A 24,969-nucleotide genomic window follows, 5' to 3' on the forward strand; every position below is an offset into this window, starting at 1 on the left:
CTTTCTTTTGGCGAAGCAAAAGAAAGTTACTTGCCGCCGGGCAACCCCCGGCCAGCTACCTTCAACAAAGCGCGCCCCGCCCAAGTCAGAGCCGGCTTCAACCGTTCCCGCCCGGAAGGGCAAAAAACTAACGCCCAAGATACACCTCAATGACTCGCTCGTCGGCCTGAACCTGATCTAGCGTACCTTGCGCCAACACAGACCCATCACACAGCACAGTCACGATTTCGGAAATCGTCTTGATAAAGCTCATGTCGTGCTCCACCACCATCAGCGAGTGTTTTCCCTTGAGCGTTAAAAACAGCTCCGCCGTGCGCGCGGTTTCTTCGTCCGTCATGCCGGCCACGGGCTCATCCAGCAGCAGCAGCTTGGGGTCTTGCATCAGCAGCATGCCGATCTCCAGCCACTGCTTTTGCCCATGGCTCAGGTTGCCGGCCATGCGGCCCACGCTGTCGGCCAGGTGAATCGTCACCAGTGTTTCGGCCAGTCGGTCGCTTTGCGCCGAATCCAGCTTGAAAAACATCGAGTGCTTCACGCCCTTGTTGGTCTTGAGTGCGAGCTCCAGATTTTCAAACACCGTGAGCTGCTCAAACACCGTGGGTTTCTGAAACTTTCGGCCAATGCCTAGCTGGGCAATCTCGGCCTCCTTGTGGCGCAGCAGGTCAATCGTGCTGCCGAAAAACACCGTGCCTTCATCAGGCCGGGTTTTGCCGGTGATGATGTCCATCATGGTCGTCTTGCCCGCGCCGTTGGGGCCGATGATGCAGCGCAGTTCGCCCGGTGCGATGTCCAGGCTGAGCTTGTTGATGGCCTTGAAGCCATCGAAGCTGACGCTCACATCCTCCAGGTACAAGATACGGCCGTGGGTAACGTCCACCTCACCGGCACCGTGAGCAATACGGCTGCCGCTGGCGCTGCGGCCGCCGGATTCGGTATTGCTCTTGCCGGCTTCCAGCGCGGCAAGGCGCTCTTCAACGCGGCGCGCGCCTTGCTCAAGCAGATCGGGAGTCATTTAGCACCTCCCTTGCGAAACTTCTTGACCAGACCCACAACACCATCAGGCAGAAAGAGCGTGACGCCAATGAACAGCGCACCCAAAAAGTACAACCAGAATTCGGGGTACGCCACCGTGAGCCAGCTCTTGGCGCCGTTGACGATAAAAGCGCCCACAATCGGCCCGATCAGGCTGGCGCGCCCGCCCACCGCCGCCCAGATGGCGATTTCAATCGAATTGGCCGGGCTCATTTCGCCAGGGTTGATGATGCCGACCTGCGGCACGTACAAGGCCCCCGCCACGCCGCACATCACGGCCGAGATCACCCAGATGGTGAGCTTGTAGCCCAGCGGGCTGTAGCCGGAGAACATCACGCGGGTTTCCGCATCGCGAATTGCCTGCAGCACCCGGCCAAACTTGCTGCCCACCAGCCACTTGGCAAACAGGAAGAAGCCGAGCAGCGTGAGGCCCGTCATGACAAACAGCGTCATGCGCATGGAAGGCGTTGCAATCGGAATGTTCAGGATGCGCTTGAAGTCGGTAAAGCCGTTGTTGCCGCCAAAGCCGGTTTCATTGCGAAAGAACAGCAGCATGGCCGCAAACGTCATGGCCTGCGTGATGATGGAAAAGTAAACACCCTTGATGCGCGAGCGAAAGGCAAAGAAGCCAAACACAAAGGCAATGAGGCCCGGCACCGCCACAATCAAAAACAGCGTGGCAACAAAGCTGTCGCTGAAGGTCCAGTGCCATGGCAGCGTCTTCCAGTCCAGAAACACCATGAAGTCGGGCAGGTCGCTTTTGTAATTGCCGTCACGGCCGATCTGGCGCATCAGGTACATGCCCATGGCGTAGCCGCCCAGCGCAAAGAACACGCCGTGCCCCAGCGAGAGGATGCCGGTGTAGCCCCAGATCAAATCCATGGCCAGTGCGCAGATGGCGTAGCACATGATCTTGCCGAGCAGCGCCACGGCGTAGGTGCTCATGTGGAACACGCTGCCCTCGGGCACCCACAGGTTAAGAATGGGTGCGACGGCGCAGACAGCGATCAGCGCCATCATGAAAGCGCTCCAGCCGCCGCGCGTCAGCAGCGGACCTTTGGCGGGGAGTGGCACGCGGGAGGCCGCGGTATTGGGGGTTGCCATGGGGGTCGTCATTTTTTCACCGTTCGGGCTGAGCTTGGCCTGTCCTGAGCTTGTCGAAGGGTCGAAGCCAAGGCATGCACTTCGACAGGCTCAGTGCGAACGGATGTGGCGAATTCAGTGCTAGCGGATCGGGCCGGCTCAGCCCGAACGGGTGTGAGGGTCTTAGCCCGAATGGGTGTGAGGGTTTCGGCCCAAACGGGGGTAAAGGTTTTAGCGCGAACGAGTGTGGAGATTTCAGCTCGAACGGATTTGTACCCCCCCGTTCGCCCTGAGGTATCGAAGGGCTCCCCTACCAGGGGTGCGCCAGGTAGATCGATCCTGTCCATACTCATGCTTCCGCACTCCGGCCTTTCATCGCGAAGATGCCTTGGGGCCGCTTCTGGATGAAGATGATGATGAACACCAGCACGGCGATCTTGGCCAGCACCGCGCCCGTCCAGCCCTCCAGGAATTTGTTGAGGATGCCCAGGCCCATCGCGGCATAGACCGTGCCCGCCAGCTGGCCCACGCCGCCCAGCACCACGACCATGAACGAGTCCACGATGTAGCCTTGACCCAGGTCCGGCCCGACGTTTCCCACCTGGCTCAATGCACAGCCCGCCAGGCCGGCAATACCGGAGCCGAGCGCAAACGCATAGGTATCCACCCGTGCCGTGTTCACACCCATGCATGAGGCAATCGGTCGGTTTTGCGTGACGCCGCGCACAAAGAGCCCCAGCCGCGTCTTGCTGATCAGCCAGGCCACGCCCAGTAGCACCGCGACCGCAAAGACAATGATGACCAGCCGGTTGTAGGGCAGCGACAGATTGCCCAGCACCTGTACACCACCGCTCATCCACACCGGATTTTCAACACCGACGTTTTGCGCGCCGAAGACCGAGCGCACCAGTTGCTGCAGCATCAGGCTGATACCCCAGGTGGCCAGCAGGGTCTCCAGCGGCCGGCCATAGAGGAAACGGATCACGCTGCGCTCCAGCGCCGCGCCCATCAGGGCCGAGGCCATGAAGGCCACCGGCACCGCGGCCACCAGGTACCAGTCAAACGCGCCAGGCAGATATTTTTGAAACAGGCCCTGCACCACGTAGGTGGCGTAAGCGCCAATCATCATGAGCTCACCATGCGCCATGTTGATGACGCCCATCAGCCCGTAAGTGATTGCCAACCCCAATGCCACCAGCAGCAAAATGCTGCCCAGGCTGATGCCGCTGAAAATCGCGCCCAGCCTGTTGCCCCATTCAAGCGAGGCCTCCACCTTGGCCAGCGCCGCCTGCAGGGCGACCTTCACATCGGCGTCCGCCTCTGTGCCCAGGCGCTCGATCAGCACAGTCTTGGTATTGGGGTTCTTGCTGCCGGCCAGCTGTGCGGCGGCTTCTAGCCGCTTGGCCTTGTCGGCGCTGCCCAGCATGATGGCCGCGCGCATCAGCTCGAGCTGGTTCTTCAGCTCGGGGACCGTTTCAGCCGCATAAGCCTTTTCGATCAGGGGCAGGCGCGCTTCATCGTTGTCGCCGCCCAGCGTTTTGATCGCATCGCGCCGCTGCTTCTCGTCTTTGGAAAACAGCTTCAATGCCGCCAGCGCGTTGTCGAGCTCGCTGCGCATCAGGTTGGGGTTGATCACGTCTTCGGCATCCGCAGGCAATGGCACCTCGGCACCCGTGATGGGGTCAAAGGCCTTGTCATCCTTGACCACAAACACCTTGTCGCCCTTGGTCTTCACCGCGTCGTCAGACAGCGCCTGGATAAACGCCGCCGTCTTCTCATCGGCCTTGACGGCAGCTTTACCCAGCGCCTCCACCCGCGCCTCCGTCTCGCCAATCGCCATGCCTTTTACCTCCTCAGGGCTTAAGGCATGGGCGCGAGCAGCTATTAAAAGCGTAGCAAGAAGGATTAGGCGGTGTAGTGGGAAACGAAGCATGTGGAAAGAACCTGTAGGTTGGGCGCGTACGCAAAGCCGTCAAGCCGTGTAGCGCCCAGACTGCAACTTCCTGAAAGGCACGGCCCTGCTTGTTTATGAGCAAGAACCGAACCGTAGACACCCAAAGGCGTCAAGACTGGAAGAAGCGTAGCGAGCGGGCCAAGGCGGGTTCTGCGGCGCGGAACCGTACACCAGTACGGTGAGCACCGCAGAGCCCAGATTGGCTCGCGCAGTAGCTTCTTACTTCTTGACGGGTTCGTCGGGCTTGGAAGCGTTGCCTTCAATGTACGGGCTCCATGGCTTGGCCTTCACAGGGCCAGGCGTCTTCCACACCACATTAAACTGGCCGTCGGCCTTGATTTCACCGATGAAGACCGACTTGTGCAGGTGATGGTTTTTCTCATCCATCTTGCTCACGATGCCGGAAGGCGCGGTAAAGGTCTGGCCGGCCATGGCGGCGATCACCTTGTCGGTGTCGGTGGACTTGGCTTTTTCAACAGCCTGCTTCCACATGTTGATGCCGATGTAGGTGGCTTCCATCGGGTCATTCGTCAGAGGCTTGTCAGAGCCAGGGAGCTTTTTGGCTTTGGCGTAGGCAGACCACTTCTTGATGAACTCGGTGTTGGCCGGGCTCTTGATCGACTGGAAGTAGTTCCAGGCAGCCAGGTGGCCGACCAGAGGTTTCGTGTCGACGCCGCGCAGCTCTTCTTCACCCACGGAGAAAGCAACGACTGGCACGTCTTTGGCTTTCAGGCCGGCATTGCCCAGCTCTTTGTAGAAAGGCACGTTGGAGTCACCGTTGATGGTGGACACCACAGCCGTCTTGCCGCCTTGCGAGAATTTCTTCACGTCAGCCACGATGGTTTGGTAATCGCTATGGCCGAAGGGAGTGTATTTCTCGTCGATGTCCTTATCAGCCACGCCCTTGCTCTTCAGGTAAGCGCGCAGGATCTTGTTGGTGGTGCGTGGGTAGACATAGTCAGTGCCCAGCAGAACCCAACGCTTGGCGCCGCCGCCGGCTTTGCTCATCAGGTAGTCAACTGCGGGAATGGCTTGCTGGTTAGGCGCTGCACCCGTGTAGAACACGTTCTTGGACAGCTCTTCACCTTCGTACTGCACAGGGTAGAACAGCAGGCCGTTCATTTCCTCAACCACTGGCAACACCGACTTGCGGGAAACAGACGTCCAGCAGCCGAAGATCACCGAAACTTTGTCCTGGCCAAGCAGCTGCTTGGTCTTTTCAGCAAACAGCGGCCAGTTGGAAGCGGGGTCAACCACCACGGGCTCGAGCTTTTTGCCCATCACGCCGCCCTTGGCATTGATCTCTTCGATCGCCATCAGCACGGTGTCTTTCAACGTGGTTTCAGAAATCGCCATGGTGCCCGACAGGCTGTGCAAAATGCCAACCTTGATGGTGTCCTGGGCGAACGCTGGCATGGCGCCAAGGCCTGCCAGTGCGACGGCGGCGGTAAGCGCCTTCAGGGTAAATCGACGTTGTTGCATGTGAATCCTCGCTCCGGTAGATAGGTAGGTGAATCGCGTTTCGCTGCGCCAAAACCCGGGAAGTAAGACTTTTGAGGGCTTTTACACAGCGATGAGGAGATTCTGGAGACCGGAGGGAGATTGGGGAATACGCCGGGTGGCGTATGTGGCGGGCCAACGATATGCTGTCGAGGCCGGCTGGGAGGCCGGTATTGCGGGAGGCTACAGCGCCTGTTCGGCCCTCTTCCACATCAAACCAAAAACAAAATGAGGACTCTCTCTATGAACGCGCAGGCTTCCCGCCTTTCAATCCTTGCCTTAACGGCCCTCGTACTCTCCGGGTGCCAGACCACCCAGCCCAGCCCGAGTGCAAGCAACCCGGAGCCGGTAATTGTTTCCGCCCTTCGACAAGGAGGAAAAGGCATTCCCTACGGCCGCTCAGATTCGACAGCGCCCTACCTTCGCGTCATCAAGTTGCAAACCGCCACCGACCCAGGCTACGGCTACTCTGCCGCCAAACCCATCAAGACAGGCCCAAGGGACAACCGCCTTCATCTGCTGTACCTCAACTCTTTGCGCGGACCGAAAGGCGAACCCGTGACCTATGAGCGCCGAGGCGCTTGCTGTGAGTACGAGGACAAGTCGATCACGTCGATTGGCGGGCTCCCTTCAGGTGGCGGGCTGCTGGATGTCTACGACGTGCAGGTTGACGGAGGCGGCAAGACCATCACGATTTACGTGGATATGTACCGGATGGGACCGCCGCAGTTGCCGGTTGGGTTTACGGGTCGGTAGTGATGCCGGTGCAGTTGTTGCCGCAGTTCTAAGGTGTCTTTAGTTGTGGGTATGAGAATGCTTTGCTCCGTCCCCGCTAATCGCTATGCTAGAAACCATGCAAATCAGAGTTATCTTAGATACGAACATCTTTTCAGGTGATCGCCACAGAACCAGCGAGTCGTTCAAGGCTCTAACGCGTCTCAGTGCTCAAGGACTGATACAGATCATCCTCCCATATATAGTAAAGAGGGAATGGCAGACACAGCTTGTCGCGCAAAGTCGAGAAGATTTTGTCAACCTCCTTAACGCGGCACGTGACTTGGTGGCTCGCGGTGTGCCAGAGGACTTGGCCCCTCTCCTTAGGGACTTAATAGGACAAGCGGAAAACAGACTAGAAGATGTCGTGGCGCACGCCACCGTGTCTTATCAAAACTGGATTCAGCAGAACCAGGTAGTTGAGCAAGAACTGACCTTGCAATTAGGGGCCAATGCCATGGAAGCATATTTCTCGGGCACCCCGCCTTTTTCGGCCCCAAAAATCAGGAAACACATCCCAGACTCATTCTTGTATCAAGCCCTAGCGGAGCAAGCTATTCAGTACCCCGTCTACTTCGTCAGTTTCGACAAGGAGCTGCTAAATCAGTGCTCGAAGATCGGCAACCTAAAGCCATTTGAAAATCTCAATAGATTAATGGCAGATGAGGCAGTGCAGGACCTAATTGCCCAGCAATCAGGCGCAAGCAGTTCCATTGCTACCGACCAAGAACTTCCAAGCGAGATGGAATCCCAGTTCGATCCAATTGAAACTCTACGAAAACTTCAGTTCTCCCCGGATGCAAACACAAAAATCACGAGCTATTTGGTGACCGATGGAGCCAAAATGATTGCCGGTACAACATTCCGCTCGAAAAGCATCCCAGGAGATGACAAAGAGGCGTACGTTGAGTCATTTGGAGAGCTAGAGGACGTGGAAGTTATGTGGGATGAAGCCGCATATTTAGGCGATTTCACCTACGTGCTCGAGTACAAGGGCACGGGAACTATGCTGGTTAGCTACTATGTACACAAAGGTGACACTTGGGCACTAGAGCGCCGAAAAGTCCATTACCAGGACCACAACAGCCATGTTTGGGAAATAGAAGAAGAAACTTCCGTGACTGTCTATGGTTACATCAGCGTCACTATTGACCAAGATTACAGAACTGGAGATGACATCGCGCCGGCAATCGTTGAAATGGATATCGACTCGATTGAGAGAGTCATCCTTGAAGAAGATGACGCATAAATGTCTTTAGCTCCACTGAGGATCGGGATCATATTCCTAGTCTGTCAAAGAACACCCTATTCCTCATCTCTGCATTCTTCATAACTTTATCCCAGCTGAGCACTTCAATATATAGATTGATGTTGCCCATCCAATTGAACCACCCGAGTCGGTCAGGCATAGGTTTAAAGTCTTTCTCGGTCAGCAACCACTTTTCAACTTTTGCATTCAAATCGCAAACTACATACCCATAAAACGGCGTGTTATCTGCGATATTGATTTTTCGGCCCTCAGGTGTTTTGTACTTGCCTTCTTTTAGGCTGTTTACATAACGCACGATCTGCGCAACCGGATCCTCTTTAGATGACGGGTTAGCGAAGTCATCCCTACCGGGTCGCTTAAATTCAAATACCACAACCGGATTGCTACTCTCGTTATCGCCACGGAATGAAATTGGCCTATCGAACACCAAGAGGTCGGGCCTTTCAGATCCATTTCCATTTAGTGGTAAATCAGAGGCGACATAGCTTGTGAACGTTAACCGTTCATCAAGAATCCACAAATTGTGGTTTTGATACTCAGTATCTTCTGAATCCGCTCTGGTCGGAAATACGATGTCATGAACGGCAGACTCAGACGAATAAGCACCAGTTCCGTCAAGCTCAAGCGTTCGCTTAAATAGGTCAAGAACTTGCTTTCGCAGAGCCACGTAGTGAACCAAATCATTTTTACTTGATTCTGAGATTCGACTGACAATTTCAGCGACATTCGTGGGGAGATTCGTCGAATCTGTTGCTCCAAGAATTGCCTCTACCTCGCCTCTGACTCTAACTTCTTGCCTGAACTTCTCGCGCTGAAGCAGTGCTTCAATGTCAGACTCAGACGCACCGGTAGGGAAAGAGGAAGTATCGATATTGCGCACTAGACTTCGATGCCACGGCGCCCTTTGCTCTACGTAGCTGTGAATACGTTCCTTCTTCGCTTTTTGCCTTGAGACCACTTCAGACTCAACAGCTGCCTTAGTCAATTCAGCGGCCCTTTTCTCTATTTCAGTCTGCGAGATTCCGCGGTGCAAATCGTTCTCGCGTTGAAACTCAAAAGCTCCTCGCTCGAGAGAGACATTAGCATCCAGATAGTCACCGAAAACGTATGATTTAAGAATGAAATTTCTAGGCTTTCCGTCAGAATCGGATCGACTATCTAGAAATTCGTCAGCAAACTCAGGAACGTAAATTTGCAAAGACGTTTCTGTAACTTCCCGTTTGTGAGCAACAAGGCTGACCTTGCTAACTTTGTTGCGGGGAAATAGCATCTTGAATACACGCACATGGAATATCTGCATTCCATCTACGGCAGGAAGCTCGAAGCTATCCAACGGAAGCGTTATTTCCTGAATAACCGCACCATCGCTTTCCAAATAGCCGTTGAGCAGTATGGCCTCACTTCCATCCTCTTCCGTCAGGTCAATATTTGGACAGTTGTAGTCCGTCGTAATGAAATACGGCAAAAGAGTCTCAACGAGACCACGAGCAATTGTGGGCAACTTTCGAGGCAGTAATTGGCTTTTTTCACCGACCAAGGTGATAGTGCTCCCGCTTGAAGAGCTCTCGGCCGAGGTAACTACCTCATCACAAATAATCTCTTGCTCTTTTCCCATCGAGAATCGCCGCCGCTTGAATGTCTCATCAAGATAGACGCTATCCACCTTCATATCGCCGAAATACTTCAGGCACGTAAAACGTCCAAATCCCTTACCGCCTTGCCGAATTTTTAGATCGCTATACAAGGTATCAAACGAATCGCGGTTCTCCTGAGTAAAGCCAATGCCGTTATCAGAAATGGCGACATCAAGTATCTTGGATTCAGTTCCCTCCATCTCTTGCTGCGACGAACGCCGAACGCGGATATGGACAAAGCCCTCAGTGATTTTTGCTGCTTCGATTGCTTCTATCGCATTCACCACGCTCTCTACTATCGGCGTGTAGACGGTAGTGCTTGATCGGATGTTTTCTATAGCGCGTCGAATGTTTACATTACTCATTTTTTGTCCGTTCGATTTGCTCGCGGTGTCTTTCGGGAGCGTAACACCAGACTTGCTAGCAGAACAGTGGCGACCCGAATCGGTATCGTCTCATCTCATCTCATCTCAAAAATCAATTGGACGACGTTCCACAATCCACTTGAAATTCTTGAAGCCCGCGTCGCGATAACCCGGTTTTCCTCCCTGTCGAGTCCGTTACTAGTGACAAACACTTGTTTTGATTTCAAGTCAACGTTGGGCTAGTCTGCTCTCATCGATTCAGGTAGTAGCTAGAGCTGCAGCACGAATAGCTTTAAGCGCCTCAATCGACATGACATCCTTCTTTTTGTGGAGCATGGCGTGACAGTTTGGGCATACCGGACGTAAGTCTCTAATCGGATCTACACGGTACGCCTTTCTAATACTCGAAAGAGGACGGAGATGATGAACATGCATAAAGTCCGCACCAAGGCTTCCGAAATTCGCGCTGAAGTCAAAGGCGCAGACCTTGCATATCGGTTTGTAGTGTTGAAGGCATTTTCTTCGAGCGACTGGATCGCGCTCGTAGGCGTTAACAATCACAGTGCGGGTAGCCCCTTCGAGAAACGTTTCACTTGAAGATTCGGCTGGCCATTCAGGAGGTCCTTCTATCGCGTACCAGCGGTTCTTAATACGGAGCAGATACTTTTGACTAAGTTCTTTGACTAACCCCTGAATCTTTGCGCTTCCGCTGCCGTCGTCTTCCGCCATGATTATGGGAAAGGTGAATAGAGAATATCCTTCGTCTTCAATGAGATGAATGTGTTGAAGAGATTGACCGAACCCTCTCTTTTTCCCATTCACTCCATGCTCCCACCTCTTGTTGAAAATCTCCGTACGATTATTCTTAGTGTTTGTATCCCACGCGCCAAAGATCACAAACTTTTCATCGTTATTGACAAAAGACCAACTCCAGGTCCAGTTTGTGCAAGTCGCACCGTACGATTCGATAAATGCTTTTCTGCTCATAGGAAATTTGATGTAGGCGGTTGATAACGCATATTGCTCCACTGATCCGCTTTAACTATCGAATGGAGCGACAAGCAATACAACCAGAATGAAAGAATTTTCAACTTTGGCAATTAGTGCCTAGCTTCACAACCTCCGATTGGAGGATGTCATAGTTAATTGAAGCACAACACAATCCCATGTAGATGAACTAGGTCGACGGCTTACAGTGGGACATCAATGGCGAATCTAGAAAACTTCAAGAGTGCCTATGCTTTCATTGAGTCGGTTTCAAAGCCTTTTCAACAGGTGAGCCAGTACGAGCGCGCCAATGTAGTACTAGACATAATCTCTGAAGCCGCCTTCAACGGAGGTAGAGGTGATAGTCGCGATCCGAAAGATCTGGCCATCGTGAGAGTAATGTCCACGGTAAATCGGCTTCAAACTCGTTTTGGTTTGGGTGATATCACCGATGGAAAATGGTTTCGTGTTGTTTTCCAGGACAAGTCCGGTGCCCCTCCCGCCTGGATACTGGGAGCCGAAGATGACTACGGCGGCAGCGTACAAAGAACCAACTTGATCGAAATGCAGGCGTTGGATGATCCAAAATCAAGAAGCCGACCACAAGTAATATTGCTAGCCGATCTCTCCGCTCTATGCGCGTCTGCGCAAATCAATTCACAGCAACAGACTCTGAGAGCCGTTCGCCGATTGCCTCACAACGATTATTTTGTGCGATTGGTAGATGTCGGTCACGCAAGCTTTTCGGCTATTCATACGTCTCAAGATGCGAATTCTCAGATTCTGGGCTATTTCGATGTGGGCGGGCCGGTCTTCTTTCATCACCACACATTTCCAAAGGCGTTTTCCGAAAAGGATCGAGTCCCGAAGCAAGGCTTTGTCGCGCTTTCTCATTGGGATTTCGATCACTACTCACTCGCAGTCACAAAGCTTCCAGAGCTGCGAAAATTGCGCTGGTATGCCCCTAACCAAACAATTGGACCGAATGCAGCTAGGCTCCAGTCGCTTCTCGCCGGCAATTTGACTCTTCTTACGCAGCCCGCATTTCGGATTCATCCAGGACTCGATCTGTGGCAAGGAACCGGTCCAACAACTGACCGAAATAACAGTGGGTATGTCCTTACCGTGTCCAGGCAACGTTCAAAAATTCTTCTTACTGGTGATGCCAACTACGACATGATCCCCTTGGGTGCACAGGCGAATTTGTCTGCTCTGTCAATCACTCATCACGGTGGCGCTGGAAGTGGATTTCCCCCCACACCGAAAGGCGGGAAAGGCGCAGCCGGCGTGTCCCTTGGGCTTCCGAACAGATACCACCATCCAAACGCTGCAAGTCTGAAGGCCCATGCTGTGGCAGGATGGAAAATTCTCCGGACTTCTCACCCCGGCGGGAAACGCGGGGATTTGTGGCTTGTCTAGTGACCTGGGGAATAGCCGCATGTTTTTTGAGGGTTACGCGCCGGCTACGTCATCGTATTTGCGACACGCAAATCACCTTCAAGCCCGCAGCACAGACAAAATCCACTCCTCGAAGAGCCGAATATTTCGCTGCTCACGCCGCTCAGGCGGATAGGTAAGGAAGTAGCCATTGCCGCTGTCGACCTCAATGTCGAAGGGCCTCACCACTTTCTTCGAGGCAATCAGGTCGGTGAACAAGGCTGCGTCAGCGATGGCAACGCCAAGGCCGCGCTCTGCGCTCTGGACGCACATGTCGACCGTGTCAAACAGCTGCTCGCGCGCGCCCTGCAGGTCGGGCACGCCGGCGCCGCGCATCCACGTCAACCATTCGTGCCGTTGGGGTGTGGCGTGCAGGAGGGTTGCGCTGGCTAGATCGGCGGGCTCGCGCAGACTGGCGGCTAGCTGGGGCGAGCACAGAGGCACGAGGCGCTCGCGCATTAGCGGCACTTCGACCAGGTTGGGCCAGCCGCCTTTGCCGTGGGCAATGATGGCGTCAACAGCCGAGCCGCTGAAGTCGGGCGCGTCAGTCCAGTGGGTGGCTACGCGTATCTCGAGCCCGGGCAGCTCGGCCTGCAGGGCCGGCAGGCGGGGCAAGAACCACCTGACGGCCATGGTCGGTGGGAACTGGATTCTGAGGACATCGCTGCCGCGCCGTACGCGTGCGCTGGCTTCAGACAGCATCTGCATTGCTTGCCGCACCGGTGTGATCAGCTGCTGGCCTTCGACGGTGAGCGTCAGGCCGCGGGCTACCCGCACAAACAGCGGGCATCCGTAATATTCCTCCAGCAACTGAACCTGCCTGCTGACCGCGCCTTGTGTCAGATTAAGCCGGGTGGCCGCGCCTGTGAAGCTGCCGCAATCAGCGGCGGCCAGGAAGGCCTGCAAGGCATACAGGGGTGGCAGGGCCTGCATGGCTCAGGCGCGTGAGGCGGTGTTGTGCATCTGGCCAGTTTATCGTGGCGGCCTGTAGTGAGCTGTGGCACCAGCCATGCGTGCCGCACATGGCTGCCCCCAAAAACTTTCGTTGGTGCTCTGGCGCGGGCGATCCTACGATCACCCCATTCTTCCAACACCCCTCACAACGTTTCTTCACGTCATGGTCATCAGCTCGAACGCACTGGCATACATTGCCGTTATCAACAAGTACCTGGCGCAGCTGGCCGCAGGTGACGTGGGCGGCATCGTGTCGCTGTTCAGCCCCCAAGGCGTTGTGCACTCGCCCTTCCTGGGCGTGCAGCCGGCGGGCAAATTCTTTGACCTGCTCAAGGCAGCAACGCGGCGCAGCGTTATTGAAGACCCTGAAGTGTTTGTGAGCGCAGTCGGTTCGCGCCGGGCTTCGGTCTGTTTTACTTACCAATGGGAGCTGGCCGATGGCTCGCAGGTCAGATTTCAGTGCGTCGACCTTTTCGATTTCGATGAGCAGGGCTTGATCGAAGCGATGACCATAATCTATGACACGGCGCCCATCCGCGAAGCCGTCGGTGACAAGTACCGCGTCGTGCAAAGCAGCTAGTTCACCCCAACCACCCCCACCAACAAGGAGAACCTTATGAAATTCATGGTCCTGGTCAAAGCCACCGCCGACAGCGAAGCCGGCGTCATGCCCAGCGAGCAGTTGCTTTCGGAGATGGGCAAGTACAACGAAGAGCTCGTGAAGGCGGGCATCATGCAGGCCGGTGAAGGCCTGCACCCCAGCTCGAAGGGTGCCCGCGTGCGCTTTTCCGGCAAGAACCGCACAGTGGTCGACGGGCCGTTCAGCGAAACCAAGGAGCTGGTGGCAGGCTTCTGGATCTGGCAGTGCGCATCACTGCAGGAGGCGATCGACTGGGTCAAGCGCTGCCCCAACCCGATGCCCGGCGACTCGGAGCTCGAGATCCGGCAAGTCTTTGCGGCGGAAGACTTCGGTGAGGCCTTCACGCCCGAACTGCGCGAGCAGGAAGAGCAACTGCGCGCGCAGATCGACAAGCCCCGCTGACCGCACAACCCTAACTCTAGCTTCAACCCCAAGGAGAGCCACCATGCCAAAGATGATTTTTGTCAACCTGCCCGTAAAGGACCTTGCCGCTGCAACGCGCTTTTACAAGGCAATCGGCTGCGAACAGAACCTGCAGTTCAGCAACGAGCAGGCCGCGATGATGGTCTGGTCGGAGGCCATTAGCTTTATGTTGCTGACGCACGATTACTTTGGCACTTTCACGTCGAAGCGCATCGCCGACGCGCAGCAGACCTGCGAAGTGCTGCTGTGCTTGTCACGTGACAGCCGTGAAGACGTGGATGCCATCACGCAAGCCGCGGCCGCAGCCGGCGGCAAGGCCGACGTTCGCCCGCCGCAGGACATGGGCTTTATGTATTCCCGCGCTTTCCAGGACCCGGACGGCCATGTGTTTGAGCCGGTGTGGATGGATATGGCGGCGGCACAAGCTGCTGCGTAGGTGGGTACCTAACCGGCTTCAATCGAAATTTGTCGAAATCACCGGCCCGTTCGTCGTGGTTATGAAAACAATCCGAGCACGATAGGGTCTGCTTATTTCTTAACTTTTTGTAAACAGAAATCGATGAAGTCTCTACGCACCTTGATGAAGGCAACGTCGATGTTGACGATGTCGCCTTATTTCAAAATCTTGTCAGGCGAGGGGACGCCGTGGCACACCACGTTGTTGACAGAGGTGAGAATCGTTTTGGGATACCGAGGTAGCCCGCGTTGGCAGGAATGGTGGCGCAGCCATCTCCACTGCAAATTACTGCGGTGGACCGCGGCGCATGGTCGCTAGTTGTTCCGCAAATGATTTATCCAGGTCCCACCGTTGCAACCTGGTTATCTCACCATACTGATCGCAACTGGCACGGAACCCCGCCATGCCGTTGACTGCAAGAGCGCGTCTTTGGTTTTCTTTGAACGTGACCTTCCCATCGAGCAACTCGCGCCGGTATTCAGGGCCAAGGACGGGGTTCGCCAGAATTTTGATCCTGTGGTTTTCAATTTCCTGCAAGAGATCCATGTGTTTGACGCGCCAGATTTGAAGATGCTTTTCATTGTTTTCTCTGGTCTCCGGAAATTCTTCCGAACATATGTCAGCGATGCTTCGTACGGCTTCAACGATGTTAAGAACAACGCCCAAATCACGGTAGTAATTGCCGGTGGACGGGAGCACCTGTTGAGCGGACAGATTGCCGTGCATTGCCAACGCTGACAAGGCCATGCAGGCGAGTGCGATCATCTTTCTCATGGCCTCCTCCAATAGTTGTGCCTATTTTTTGCCCCCGCAGAATGCCCGCTCTGCCTCGGCAGGTGCCATCTCAAGAATGGATTTGAACGATGCGACGCCGACGCATCAGGATAAACACGCTGTCAAAAAACACGAGGGTTCCTCCGGCCAGACAGGAAACGGCAGCGATTGCCAGGACAAGCGTGACGGGTAGTTTCAATCCCTTCCGGGATTGTAGTTTCAGACATGGGATCTCTCAGGCTTAAGGTTGGAGGCAAGCGGACCAAGCGGCCTTTCTTGCCCGAAGGCTACAGTCTCGGCTTCGGTGCGACGAATCTTCGCTTGCTTCCTACGGCCGATCAAGTGTTTTTCTTCCTCTTGCGGGCAGCAGGGCTGAGCACGATGGCATTGTCGGCTCACTTCCCAAGGACGAAACATGAAACACAGCGATTTGATTTTCCCGGCCCTCATCGGTGCGGTGGCCAGTGCGCGCTCCATGACGCCCATGGCCAGCATCGCGGCAGCACGGTTTTTAAACCGTCGCACACCGGGGCGGCTTGTGCTGCTGGACCGCCCCCTGTTCAAGTACGGCGCCCTGGCCATGGGTGCTGGTGAATTGTTCGGCGACAAGATGAAGACCGCGCCTGACCGCACTGTTTTTTTGGGACTGCTGGCGCGAGTGATGAGCGCAGGCATCGCGGGCGCTGCACTGGCGCCCCGTGGTCGTGAGCAGGCCGGCGCTTTAACGGCGGTTGCAAGCGCCGTACCGCTGGCCTATATCACACTTGCAGGCCGCAAGCGCGCCATGGCCCGCATGGGCCAGACCCGCAGCGGTTTGATCGAGGACGCGCTGGTCGTTGCCGCCGGTGCGGCGGTTGTGGCGCTGGCGGTCAGGTCGTAACGCACCATCGGTTTTTGCCTACAAAAACCAGCGCCAGCCTCGCTGGAACTCGCCCTGCTCCCTGCCCAGAATGGCAGAGATCATGCCCAGCACCGCGGCTCCCCTTCATGAAGGCACTTCCCCCGCAGCCGCGTTGACGCTGTGGCAGCGTGTCCGCCGCTGGGTATTTCCTGCCTTCGGCGTGGCGGTGCTGGCCCTGCTGATTTCTCACGCGCACAAGGTTGACTGGGCAGGCGCCTGGCAAACGCTGTGGCGCTACTCCCCTCTTCTCTTGCTGGCCGTGCTGGGCCTGGCCACTGCCAGCCACGCGCTGTACGGCTGCTTTGACCTGATTGGCCGGCACCACACGCGCCACAAGCTGCCGCGCCTGCAGACGTGGGCCATCGCCGTGACCAGCTATGCCTTTAACCTGAACCTGGGCTCGCTTGTGGGGGGCGTGGCTTTGCGGGCGCGGCTTTATGCGCGCGCCGGGCTGGACGAAACCACCATTGCCCAGATTGTTGGGGTGAGCCTTGCCACCAACTGGCTGGGTTATGGGCTGGTGGCCGGCAGCCTGTTTGCCGCGGGCGCCATTGCGCCGCCCAGCCAGGCGCACATTGGCGCCACGGCGCTGCGTTTGCTGGGCGCGGCCATGGTGTTGATTGCGGTGGGCTACGTAATCGCCTGCGCTGTGGCGCGCGGGCGCGAGTGGCGGCTTCGCGGGCGGCGGCTCACGCTGCCTTCGCCCCAGCTGGCGCTCGTGCAGCTGGGCACCTCGGCGGCCAACTGGGCGCTGATGGGCGCGGCCATGTATTTGCTGCTGGGCCAAAAGGTGCCCTACACCACTGTGCTGGGTGTGTTGATGGCGGCGTCCATCGTGGGGGTGATCATGCCGATCCCCGGTGGCCTCGGTGTGCTGGAGGCGGTCTACCTTGCGCTGCTGTCGGGCAGCGTGCGGCAAGGGGCGCTGATGGGCGCCGTGCTGGCCTACCGCGCGCTCTACTACTTCTTGCCACTGGCGGGGGGATTGGTGCTGTATGCGGTGCTGGAGCGGTATGCCTCGGCCCGTTCCTCAAAGTCCTAGGGTCTGTTAACAGGCCCTAGCAACCACGCTGAAAGATCTGTTCAGTCGCCGCTGCCGGCCAGCGCTTCAAGTTGCTGCGGGTCCACGGGCTTGGTCAGGTGCAGGTCAAAGCCGGCGTCCACTGCCCTTTGCTTGTCTTCAGGCTGGCCCCAGCCGGTAAGGGCCACGATGGTGGCGCGCGCACCAGAGCCTTGTAGCTTCCTGATTTGCCGGCAGGCTTCATAACCGTCCATGCGGGGCATGCCAATGTCAAGAATCACCAGGTCCGGCGAAAAGCTGTCGGCCACGTTCACCGCGTCCACACCATCACCGGCCGTGCGCACGTCATGCCCCATGACGCCGAGCAGCTGCGCCAGCGTCGAAGCGGCGTCGGTGTTGTCGTCTGCCACCAGAATCCGGCGGGGTTGAAACAACGACGCGGGCGAAACTGGCGGCGAAGCAGCAACCGCGGGCTGCGCGGCCACACGCGGAAGCCAGACAGTGAATTGGGTGCCGCGACCTTCCGCACGCGACTCCACACGCACATTTCCGCCGTGCATCTCGATGATCTTTCGCACCAGTGTCAGCCCAATACCCAGACCGCCCTGGGCCTTGGGCGTGTAGGGGCTGGCCTCTCCTTGCACGAACATGTCGAAGACGCGGTCGCGCAGGTGTTCGGGTATGCCAATACCGGTGTCTTCCACGCTGACCGTGATTCCGTCCGTGTCGATGTGAGTCTTCAGTTCGACCACGCCGCCCTCGGGGGTGTACTTTGCGGCGTTGTTCAGCAAATTGGTGAACGCCTGCGACAGCCGGATCTGGTCGCCATGGACAATGACATCGTCACCCGGGAGCGCCAGCCGAAGCTGGTGCTGCCGCTCCGCCACGGTGGGGCGGCTGGTTTCCACCGCGCTGCGCAGTGCGTCGGCAAGCCTGCTCTGTTCCAGGCGCATCTCCAGTTTGCCGCGGCTGACACGGCTGATGTCCAGCAAATCGTCGACCAGGCGTGTCATGTGTGCCAGTTGCCGGTCCATGATGGCGCGGGTTTTTTCAAGGCCCGAAGGATTGGCGGCAACGCGCCGCAGTATTTCCACGCTGTTGCGCAAAGGCGCGAGCGGGTTGCGCAACTCATGCGCCAGCATCGCCAGAAACTCGTCCTTCATGCGAACCATCTCTTCGGCGTCGCTGCGCGCGATGCGCTCACTTTCAAGCAGCTTCTCGCGCTCTTGGGCCGCGTGCTGGGCGCGCTCATAAAGCCGGGCATTGTCGATGGCCACACCGGCCTGAGCGGCAATGCTGGCCACCAGCCTTTCGGCACGCTCGTTAAACATTCCGACCTGCGGGTGCCCAAAGAACAGCCCGCCAATCACCTCTCCGGAGCCCGAGGCCACCGGCACTGCCAGATAGCTTCGTACCGGAAGGTGTTCCGGGGGCATGCCATGGTGGGGCGCCCACTGGCCATAGCGCGGGTCCTGGAGCACATCGTCAATCCGGATGGGCGGAGCACCGGCGAAGGTGGGGCCGAACAATGCGGTAGCGCGCGGGTTGCCAAATTTTTCGAAGTCTTCACGCCGCGCACCCGACAAGGTGTAAAGCAAAAAGGCTTTTCCGCTCTCATCGCAGGTGTTGTAGAAAAAAGCCCCAACCTTCGCGCCGCTGACTTCGGTGGCCGTGTCGGTGACGGTCTGCACCAAAGCCTTCACATCGAGCTTGGCGGTCAGGGCCGTACCGGCCTCGTTCAGCAACTCGAGCACGCGCGTTTCTTCGCGCAGCTTTTCTTCGGCACGGCGTTGCTCGGTGATGTCGCGAAAAACCCAGACACGGCCGACATTGGCTCCATCGACAAACTGGATCTGCGAGGTCCGCTCATAAATCCTGCCGTCTCGCATACGCAGCAGATCAAAACTTTCTGCCGGTGATTCGCGGTAAATGGCGTCCACCCGTTCGATGAACGCCGTCGCGTTGTCAAACTGCCGGGCAACCAGCGGCAAAATAACGGCGTGGTCGCGCGAGGCCATGGCCTGTTCGTCGAGCCTCCACATCCGCACATATTGCTGGTTAAAGCCGGTGACTTTTCCCGAAGCGTCTGTTGCCAAAATACCGTCGCGGCTGGCTTCCAGCGTGGCGCGCATCATGGACAAAGACAGTGCCAGTTCGCCGGTCTTTTGTTCCAGGTCGGCCTTGGCCGCATGCATGGCGTCCTCGGCTCGCTGCCGTGCCGCCAGAATGCTCTGGGCATTCTTGATCGCCACTGAGCGAAGAAGACTGTCCTCGTCGTCGGCGCGTGTCTGCATTACTTCTTCTCGAGCAGGGCGCTGGCCCGCGCCGTGCCTTCTACACGGGCGCGTATTTTTGCAAACGCGGTGTCACGGGTGGTTGAGGTGTCGTCGCAAAAGGGCGAAAAGCCACAGTCGTCGGTCGTGCCCAGTTGCTCCAGCGGAATGTAGCGGGCCGCCTGCAGCACGCGCTCGCACACTTCTTCTGCGGTTTCCACTTCAGGCCGAATAGGCGCCACCACGCCGACAAACACACGCTGGTCGGGCTTGAGGTACTGCCGGATGATTTTGAGCACACGTTCGGGCTCTTTTTCGCCCGCCAGCGCCACATAAAAATTACCCGCTTTCAACTCGAACAGGCTGGGCAGCAGCTCCTCATAATCCACGTCGGCACTGTGGGTGGAGTCACGGTCGCCGCCAGGGCAGGTGTGCACGCCGATGCGCTGGCGGTCCTCTGCGGAAAACCGCGCAAGCGCCAGGTTGTTCAGGTCAATAAAGCTGGTCAGAAGACCGCCGGAAGGGTCGATCTTCATGGCGAGCCGGCCTTCGGTGAAGTCGATCTGCACCTTGTGTGCGCCCTTGTCGAGGCAGCGCCTGATTTCGGTTTCATGCTCGGCAAGCAGGTCCTGCAAAAATTGCTCACGCGTGTAGCCGGGAATGCCTTCGTCCGGGTACATGAGGCTCAGGGCCGACGGGGATATAACCGCCTGCTTGATCGGCACCTTGCTGTAGCGCTGCGCAACGTCCATATAGCTGTCGGCGTAGCGCCGGTACCGAAAAGGGCCTTCGGTCAGCCGAGGCATGCGGCGCGTATGGCCCGCCGCAAACGGGATGCGGAATCCGTCGGGTGAGGTGTTGGGCAGGCCGTGGACGCAATAGGTCCAGAAGTTGTGATATTTGCGCTGCTCGCCATCGGTGATGACCGGCGAGCCCGTGGCTTCAAACCGCCTGATGGTGTCGCGAATTGCTTCTTCGTAGAGGGGTTGCAGCGCAGGTGCTTCGCCGTTGCCGTCACTGATGGCGTCGAGCAGGCTTGGGGGGCGCGGAATACTGCCTATGGGTTCTGTAGGGATCTGCATTGTGCGACCACTATAAGTACACACAGCACCGGGTCATGTCGGCTAAAACCGATAGTTACAGTCCCGCGACGAGCCATGGCGATTTGTGCCTTTTGGGGTCCAGGCGTCGTCGCAGCTTTGCCACATTTCAGGGTTTTCCTGGGGTTAAACGCGCTAAAGCCGAACGCCGCCCGGGCAAGGATCGGCTTGGGCTGGCCTGCTTGTCGCTATCAATAACATAGCTGCTGGCGCACAGCCTACGCTGGCTAGAGGCCAAAATAACTAAAAATCGGGCGGAAAATCGTGTGGTCCCAGGTAAAAAGGGCTTCGTGGCGATTCCGCCACTTGACCGCTTCATGTCCAATACGGGTATGCAACCGAACGACATCTCCCCCGCCGACCAGCGCCTCACGGCGCTGGAGATCAAGGCCAGCTTTACGGAAGACCTGCTGGATCAGCTCGACAAGGTCATCGTGCGCCAGCAACAGCAAATTGACGCGCTGATACGCGAAGTGGCGGCGCTCAAAACAGGTACGCCGCGTGATGGTGACGTCACCGTGAGCCGCAGCCTTCGCGACGACCTGCCCCCGCATTTCTAGGCGCGAGGTCGCGCTGCTTTTGCGCAGGCTACCAGAGATTTTTTCCGTCGATCACCGTCACGGGTGCCTCGGCGGCATCAAACCCATCAAAGAGGCGGGCGTTGACGCCGATGCGGCGGGTTGTGCCGTCCCAGCTGCCGTCCATTTCGAAAGCAGGGCTGTCTGAATAGGTGGCTACACCGCATTCGCGGCAGAAATGGTGAGCTACCTGTTTGGTCTGCCAACGGTAAATGGCATCGCCGTCGCTGGGCGTCGTGACATGAAATTGCTCTGGGGTGTAATACGCCAAAAGCGCACCCCGCCTGGCGCAAAACGAGCAGGTGCAGCGCGTCAGTTGCGCGGGGATTTCACCGTCAATGCGAAACGCGTTTTTGCCGCAATGGCAACTTCCGGTGATGGTCATACATTTCCTTTTCGCGTTGGGGCGGCATTGTCTTCCTCCGCGTCGTCATCTGCGGCAGCGATGGTGGAGACCTCTTCGACGCCGTCCAGGCCACGGGTGGCCTCGGCGGTTTGCAACCTGGCTACTTTTTCCCCAGGTACTGACGTACGGCGGAAGCTGAGTTGCCGACGGCCTTGACGGCCTCGCGCAGCTGTTGCTCGGTGCAGCCCAGGGTTTTCGTCCAGTCGCGGAGCTCGTAGTCCTCCTCGAGCGAGATGAATTTACGGTCCAATGCGGTTTTACTTGTATCGTCGGCCATGGCGGTCTCCTGGGGAAAAAAGCATGCTATGCCGGCCGAGCTGAGGTAATCTGTAGGACAAAACCCGCCCCGCAGGCAGTCCACTTTCGGCCGCCCGCTGATATCTTCCAGGTGTACCTATGCCACTACCACCGGACTTCAAGCCTTCAGACTTTTCCATTGGCTCCCTCAGCGACCGCCAACTTGTAAATCTGGCCAAGCTGGCCGGTGTCATGGTGGAGGGCGAGGCACTTACCGCGGAGTTGCAGGAATTCACGCTGCTGATCATGGAAAAATGCGCTGACGTTGGCGACAAGTACCAAAGCCGGAAACACGGCCGCACGGCGGGCGACGAAATCCGCGCGCTGTTCGGGATTTACTAGGGCCCCTGACGGCTGAGCGGCGGCGTATTCCGCCCAGGAATTTCTCCCAGTTCACTGCCGGGGGGCGCCCCTTTTTCATCCGAATCCATGCCCGCTTCGGCAAAGGCTGATCGCCGGGATTCCCACGGCGCAGCGTCCTACACCTGGCACAAACTCCCCTTCCTACGATCAGCGCATCCGCGTTTTCGCCGTTGCTTCGCCGCCCCATTTTTTATCCTTCCGCGCGCGCTTTTGAAAAACTTTCTTGCCGCCTGGGCGAGGTCCGGCCATGACGTGTGATGTACAGCCCCCATCAACTCTTTTGGATCAATCCCCTCATGCCAAAACCCACTGGAATTTCGTCGAAAGCAGCCGCCAAAAATACCGACAGTGGCCCTGCGCGGGTCGCCCCGGAAGCCAATGCGGATGTGGCTTCTGAAAAAATGGCCCAGGTGCAGGAGCTCGCAGCGGCGATGCCCTACAACGCGACCAAGGCCGCCGAGCACGGGGTTGCAAATGGGCTGGAGCCGGTGCCGGGCAGCACCGTCGAGCCCGCGTCCCGGCTGCCAACCGGCAGCACACTGAGCGAGGAAAACGGCTCGGGAAAAACCGGCAGTCTGGCGCCGGAGGGACTCAACGCCACCATCGAGCCGCTGGACCGCGTGCGGGTGGACTCCGCCGGCCAGGCCCTGACGACCAACCAGGGCGTGCGAATTGCCGACAACCAGAACTCACTAAAGCTGGGTGTGCGCGGGCCCGCGCTGCTGGAAGACTTCATCCTGCGCGAAAAAATCACGCACTTTGACCATGAGCGCATCCCCGAGCGCATCGTGCACGCCCGCGGCTCGGGCGCGCATGGTTTCTTCGAGTGCTACAAGCCATTCACCCAATACACCAAGGCGGCGCCCTTTCAGGAGGAAGGCAAGGTTACGCCGGTATTCGTGCGCTTTTCGACGGTACAGGGTGAGCGCGGCTCCAAAGATACGGCACGCGACGTGCGCGGTTTTGCCGTGAAGTTCTATACCGACGAAGGCAACTGGGACCTGGTGGGCAACAACATGCCGGTGTTCTTTATCCAGGATGCGATGAAGTTTCCGGACCTGGTACACGCCGTGAAACCGGAGCCGCATCACCAGATGCCGCAGGCCGCCAGCGCGCACGACACTTTCTGGGACTTCGTCTCCTTGATGCCCGAGTCAACCCACATGCTGATGTGGGTGATGAGCGACCGCGCCATTCCGCGCAGCTACGCCACCATGCAGGGTTTTGGGGTGCACAGCTACCGCTTCGTCAACGACGCGGGTGAGTCGGTGTTTGTGAAGTTCCACTGGAACCCCAAGTTCGGCACGCACTCGCTGGTGTGGGACGAGGCCGTGAAAATTTCTGGCGCCGACCCCGACTTTCATCGCCGTGACCTGTGGGAGCGCATTGAGGCCGGCGTGTACCCCGAGTGGGAGCTGGCAGTGCAGGTGTTCACCGAAGAGCAGGCAGAGCGCTTCAGCTTTGACATCCTGGACGCCACCAAGATCATTCCCGAAGAGCTTGTTCCGCTGCAGCCGCTGGGCCGCATGGTGCTGAACCGCAACCCCGACAACTTCTTTGCGGAAACCGAACAGGTGGCGTTTTGCACGGCGCACGTGGTGCCGGGTATCGACTTTTCCAATGACCCTTTGCTGGCGGGCCGCATCCATTCGTACGTGGACACGCAGATCTCGCGCCTGGGCGGGCCCAACTTCCACGAGATCCCGATCAATGCCCCGCTGGCCCCCGTGCACAACAACCAGCGCGACGGCATGCACCGGCAGGCCATTCCGCGCGGGCGCGTGTCGTACGAGCCCAACTCCCTGGCTGGCGGCTGCCCTTTCCAGGCTGGCGCGGCGCAGGGCTTTGTCAGCGTGCCGGCGCGCCTGCAGGCACAGGAAGACCACGTCAAGGTGCGCGCCAAGCCCGAAAAGTTTGCCGACCATTACACACAGGCCGCCTTGTTCTATAACAGCCAGTCGCCTGTTGAGCAGGCCCATATCGCAGCGGCCTTTCGCTTCGAGTTGAGCAAGGTGACGGTACCCGCCGTGCGCGAGCGCATGGTGTCATCGCTGCGCAACGCGTCCGAGTCGCTGGCGCAGAAAGTGGCCGAAGGACTGGGCATGGCCCAACTGCCGGCGTCCATGCCTTTGGCACTGGCCAAACCGGCCAAGCCGGAAGTGACCGCGTCGCCGGCGCTTTCACTGGCGGCCCGTCCGGGTGACGGCAGCATCGCGGGGCGCAAGGTTGCGGTGCTGGTGGCGCCCGGCGTCAACGGCGCGGCAATCGACCAGATACAGGCGGCGCTGGCTGCTGAGGGCGCTGTGCCGCGGCTGGTGGGGCCACGCATCGGCGCAATGGCGACGGCAGAAGGCAAGGTCGTGGACGCCGACGCCTCACTGGAAAACGAACCCGGCTTTCTGTTTGACGCGCTGGTTTTGCCGGACGGTGAAGATGCGGTAGCCGCACTGGCGGGCGACGGCCATACCGCGGAATTCATCAAGGACCAGTATCGCCATTGCAAGACCATTCTGGTGCTGGGCGCTTCAAGCCGTCTGCTGGAAAAGGCCGGCTTACCCGCTGCTGCGGGCAGCGCCGCAGCCAAAGGCAAAAAAGGTGCACCGGCGGACACTGGACTGATCTTTGAAACCTCTACTGACGTTTCCGGTGCGCTGGCGCGCTTTGTTACGGCGATGGGACGGCACCGCCACTACGAACGGGAAACGGATCCGCCTGCGGTGTGAGTGCCAACCGCGGCTGGTACGTG

Annotated in this window: 23 protein-coding genes and 1 pseudogene; 11 read left to right on the plus strand and 13 right to left on the minus strand. The window is 57.9% G+C overall.

Going from position 1 to position 24,969, the window contains the following annotated elements; genetic code table 11:
* Window positions 1–127: 127 nt before the first annotated feature.
* From urtD to urtA, 4 genes are all read right to left on the minus strand, one after another.
* On the minus strand, window positions 128–1,012 hold the full coding sequence (urtD, locus tag ABI546_RS09455; RefSeq protein WP_348046342.1) for an urea ABC transporter ATP-binding protein UrtD: 885 nt from the start codon (window positions 1,010–1,012) through the stop codon (window positions 128–130).
* Window positions 1,009–2,148 (minus strand): urea ABC transporter permease subunit UrtC, encoded by a 1,140-nt coding sequence (gene urtC, locus ABI546_RS09460; protein ID WP_348046343.1) that lies wholly within the window; start codon window positions 2,146–2,148, stop codon window positions 1,009–1,011. Before urtC ends, urtD begins: the two co-directional genes overlap by 4 nt.
* A gap of 316 nt (window positions 2,149–2,464) precedes the next feature.
* Window positions 2,465–3,955, minus strand: coding sequence for an urea ABC transporter permease subunit UrtB (gene urtB / locus ABI546_RS09465; RefSeq protein ID WP_348046344.1), 1,491 nt, complete (start codon window positions 3,953–3,955; stop codon window positions 2,465–2,467).
* Window positions 3,956–4,288: 333 nt separating this feature from the next.
* On the minus strand, window positions 4,289–5,551 hold the full coding sequence (gene urtA / locus ABI546_RS09470) for an urea ABC transporter substrate-binding protein (RefSeq protein ID WP_348046345.1): 1,263 nt from the start codon (window positions 5,549–5,551) through the stop codon (window positions 4,289–4,291).
* 246 nt (window positions 5,552–5,797) lie between these two features.
* Here urtA and ABI546_RS09475 point away from each other — a divergent pair, with 246 nt between their 5' ends.
* Both ABI546_RS09475 and ABI546_RS09480 read left to right on the plus strand, forming a co-directional pair.
* Window positions 5,798–6,325, plus strand: a complete 528-nt coding sequence (locus ABI546_RS09475; RefSeq protein WP_348046346.1) for a hypothetical protein — start codon at window positions 5,798–5,800, stop codon at window positions 6,323–6,325.
* Window positions 6,326–6,422: 97 nt separating this feature from the next.
* Window positions 6,423–7,592, plus strand: a complete 1,170-nt coding sequence (locus tag ABI546_RS09480; RefSeq protein WP_348046347.1) for a PIN domain-containing protein — start codon at window positions 6,423–6,425, stop codon at window positions 7,590–7,592.
* 28 nt (window positions 7,593–7,620) lie between these two features.
* Here ABI546_RS09480 and ABI546_RS09485 read toward each other — a convergent pair whose 3' ends face one another.
* Both ABI546_RS09485 and ABI546_RS09490 read right to left on the minus strand, forming a co-directional pair.
* Window positions 7,621–9,612 (minus strand): ATP-binding protein, encoded by a 1,992-nt coding sequence (locus ABI546_RS09485; RefSeq protein ID WP_348046348.1) that lies wholly within the window; start codon window positions 9,610–9,612, stop codon window positions 7,621–7,623.
* 258 nt (window positions 9,613–9,870) lie between these two features.
* Complete coding sequence (locus ABI546_RS09490) at window positions 9,871–10,599, minus strand: HNH endonuclease (RefSeq protein ID WP_348046349.1); 729 nt, start codon at window positions 10,597–10,599, stop codon at window positions 9,871–9,873.
* A gap of 219 nt (window positions 10,600–10,818) precedes the next feature.
* Between ABI546_RS09490 and ABI546_RS09495 the strand changes: the two genes are divergently transcribed.
* Entirely contained in the window at window positions 10,819–12,018 is a 1,200-nt protein-coding gene (locus tag ABI546_RS09495) for a hypothetical protein (RefSeq protein ID WP_348046350.1), read from the plus strand.
* Window positions 12,019–12,096: 78 nt separating this feature from the next.
* Here ABI546_RS09495 and ABI546_RS09500 read toward each other — a convergent pair whose 3' ends face one another.
* Window positions 12,097–12,969: a LysR substrate-binding domain-containing protein gene (locus tag ABI546_RS09500; protein WP_348046351.1), complete on the minus strand. Its 873-nt coding sequence runs from the start codon at window positions 12,967–12,969 to the stop codon at window positions 12,097–12,099.
* 184 nt (window positions 12,970–13,153) lie between these two features.
* Here ABI546_RS09500 and ABI546_RS09505 point away from each other — a divergent pair, with 184 nt between their 5' ends.
* Genes ABI546_RS09505 through ABI546_RS09515 form a run of 3 tightly spaced genes read left to right on the plus strand, consistent with a single transcriptional unit; the run spans window position 13,154 to window position 14,489 of the window.
* Window positions 13,154–13,570: a nuclear transport factor 2 family protein gene (locus ABI546_RS09505; RefSeq protein WP_348046352.1), complete on the plus strand. Its 417-nt coding sequence runs from the start codon at window positions 13,154–13,156 to the stop codon at window positions 13,568–13,570.
* A gap of 36 nt (window positions 13,571–13,606) precedes the next feature.
* Window positions 13,607–14,032 carry a YciI family protein gene (locus ABI546_RS09510; protein WP_348046353.1) on the plus strand — a complete coding sequence of 142 codons (426 nt, stop codon included), beginning with the start codon at window positions 13,607–13,609 and terminating at the stop codon, window positions 14,030–14,032.
* A gap of 43 nt (window positions 14,033–14,075) precedes the next feature.
* Entirely contained in the window at window positions 14,076–14,489 is a 414-nt protein-coding gene (locus ABI546_RS09515) for a VOC family protein (protein WP_348046354.1), read from the plus strand.
* A 179-nt stretch (window positions 14,490–14,668) separates the two neighbouring features.
* On the opposite strand, the pseudogene ABI546_RS09520 reads toward ABI546_RS09515, so the two are convergent.
* Window positions 14,669–14,769, minus strand: a pseudogene (locus tag ABI546_RS09520) (type I methionyl aminopeptidase); the annotation flags it as partial.
* Window positions 14,770–14,795: 26 nt separating this feature from the next.
* Entirely contained in the window at window positions 14,796–15,284 is a 489-nt protein-coding gene (locus tag ABI546_RS09525; RefSeq protein WP_348046355.1) for a hypothetical protein, read from the minus strand.
* Between the two features lie 415 nt (window positions 15,285–15,699).
* On the opposite strand from ABI546_RS09525, the gene ABI546_RS09530 reads away from it, so the two are divergent.
* Together ABI546_RS09530 and ABI546_RS09535 are read left to right on the plus strand one after the other, a co-directional pair.
* A complete protein-coding gene (locus ABI546_RS09530) occupies window positions 15,700–16,164 on the plus strand; it encodes a hypothetical protein (RefSeq protein ID WP_348046356.1) in 465 nt (154 codons plus the stop codon).
* An 82-nt stretch (window positions 16,165–16,246) separates the two neighbouring features.
* Window positions 16,247–17,227: a lysylphosphatidylglycerol synthase domain-containing protein gene (locus ABI546_RS09535; protein ID WP_348046357.1), complete on the plus strand. Its 981-nt coding sequence runs from the start codon at window positions 16,247–16,249 to the stop codon at window positions 17,225–17,227.
* Between the two features lie 41 nt (window positions 17,228–17,268).
* Here the strand turns inward: ABI546_RS09535 and ABI546_RS09540 are convergent, their stop codons facing one another.
* Window positions 17,269–19,500 carry an ATP-binding protein gene (locus ABI546_RS09540; protein WP_348046358.1) on the minus strand — a complete coding sequence of 744 codons (2,232 nt, stop codon included), beginning with the start codon at window positions 19,498–19,500 and terminating at the stop codon, window positions 17,269–17,271.
* Window positions 19,500–20,561, minus strand: a complete 1,062-nt coding sequence (locus ABI546_RS09545; RefSeq protein WP_348046359.1) for a cobalamin-independent methionine synthase II family protein — start codon at window positions 20,559–20,561, stop codon at window positions 19,500–19,502. The genes ABI546_RS09540 and ABI546_RS09545 overlap by 1 nt, the downstream gene beginning before the upstream one ends.
* Before the next feature lie 335 nt (window positions 20,562–20,896).
* Here ABI546_RS09545 and ABI546_RS09550 point away from each other — a divergent pair, with 335 nt between their 5' ends.
* Window positions 20,897–21,139, plus strand: a complete 243-nt coding sequence (locus ABI546_RS09550; protein ID WP_348046433.1) for a SlyX family protein — start codon at window positions 20,897–20,899, stop codon at window positions 21,137–21,139.
* A gap of 28 nt (window positions 21,140–21,167) precedes the next feature.
* Here the strand turns inward: ABI546_RS09550 and ABI546_RS09555 are convergent, their stop codons facing one another.
* Window positions 21,168–21,542 (minus strand): GFA family protein, encoded by a 375-nt coding sequence (locus ABI546_RS09555; protein WP_348046360.1) that lies wholly within the window; start codon window positions 21,540–21,542, stop codon window positions 21,168–21,170.
* A 121-nt stretch (window positions 21,543–21,663) separates the two neighbouring features.
* On the minus strand, window positions 21,664–21,840 hold the full coding sequence (locus ABI546_RS09560; RefSeq protein ID WP_348046361.1) for a DUF3606 domain-containing protein: 177 nt from the start codon (window positions 21,838–21,840) through the stop codon (window positions 21,664–21,666).
* Window positions 21,841–21,959: 119 nt separating this feature from the next.
* Between ABI546_RS09560 and ABI546_RS09565 the strand changes: the two genes are divergently transcribed.
* Both ABI546_RS09565 and ABI546_RS09570 read left to right on the plus strand, forming a co-directional pair.
* The gene (locus tag ABI546_RS09565) at window positions 21,960–22,202 is read left to right on the plus strand and encodes a hypothetical protein (protein WP_348046362.1); all 243 of its coding nucleotides are present in this window, start codon (window positions 21,960–21,962) and stop codon (window positions 22,200–22,202) included.
* 317 nt (window positions 22,203–22,519) lie between these two features.
* Entirely contained in the window at window positions 22,520–24,946 is a 2,427-nt protein-coding gene (locus ABI546_RS09570; RefSeq protein ID WP_348046363.1) for a catalase, read from the plus strand.
* Window positions 24,947–24,969: the final 23 nt, after the last annotated feature.

Origin of the sequence: Polaromonas sp., assembly GCF_039932935.1 — a bacterium.
In the GTDB taxonomy this organism is placed as follows: Bacteria; Pseudomonadota; Gammaproteobacteria; order Burkholderiales; family Burkholderiaceae_C; genus Polaromonas.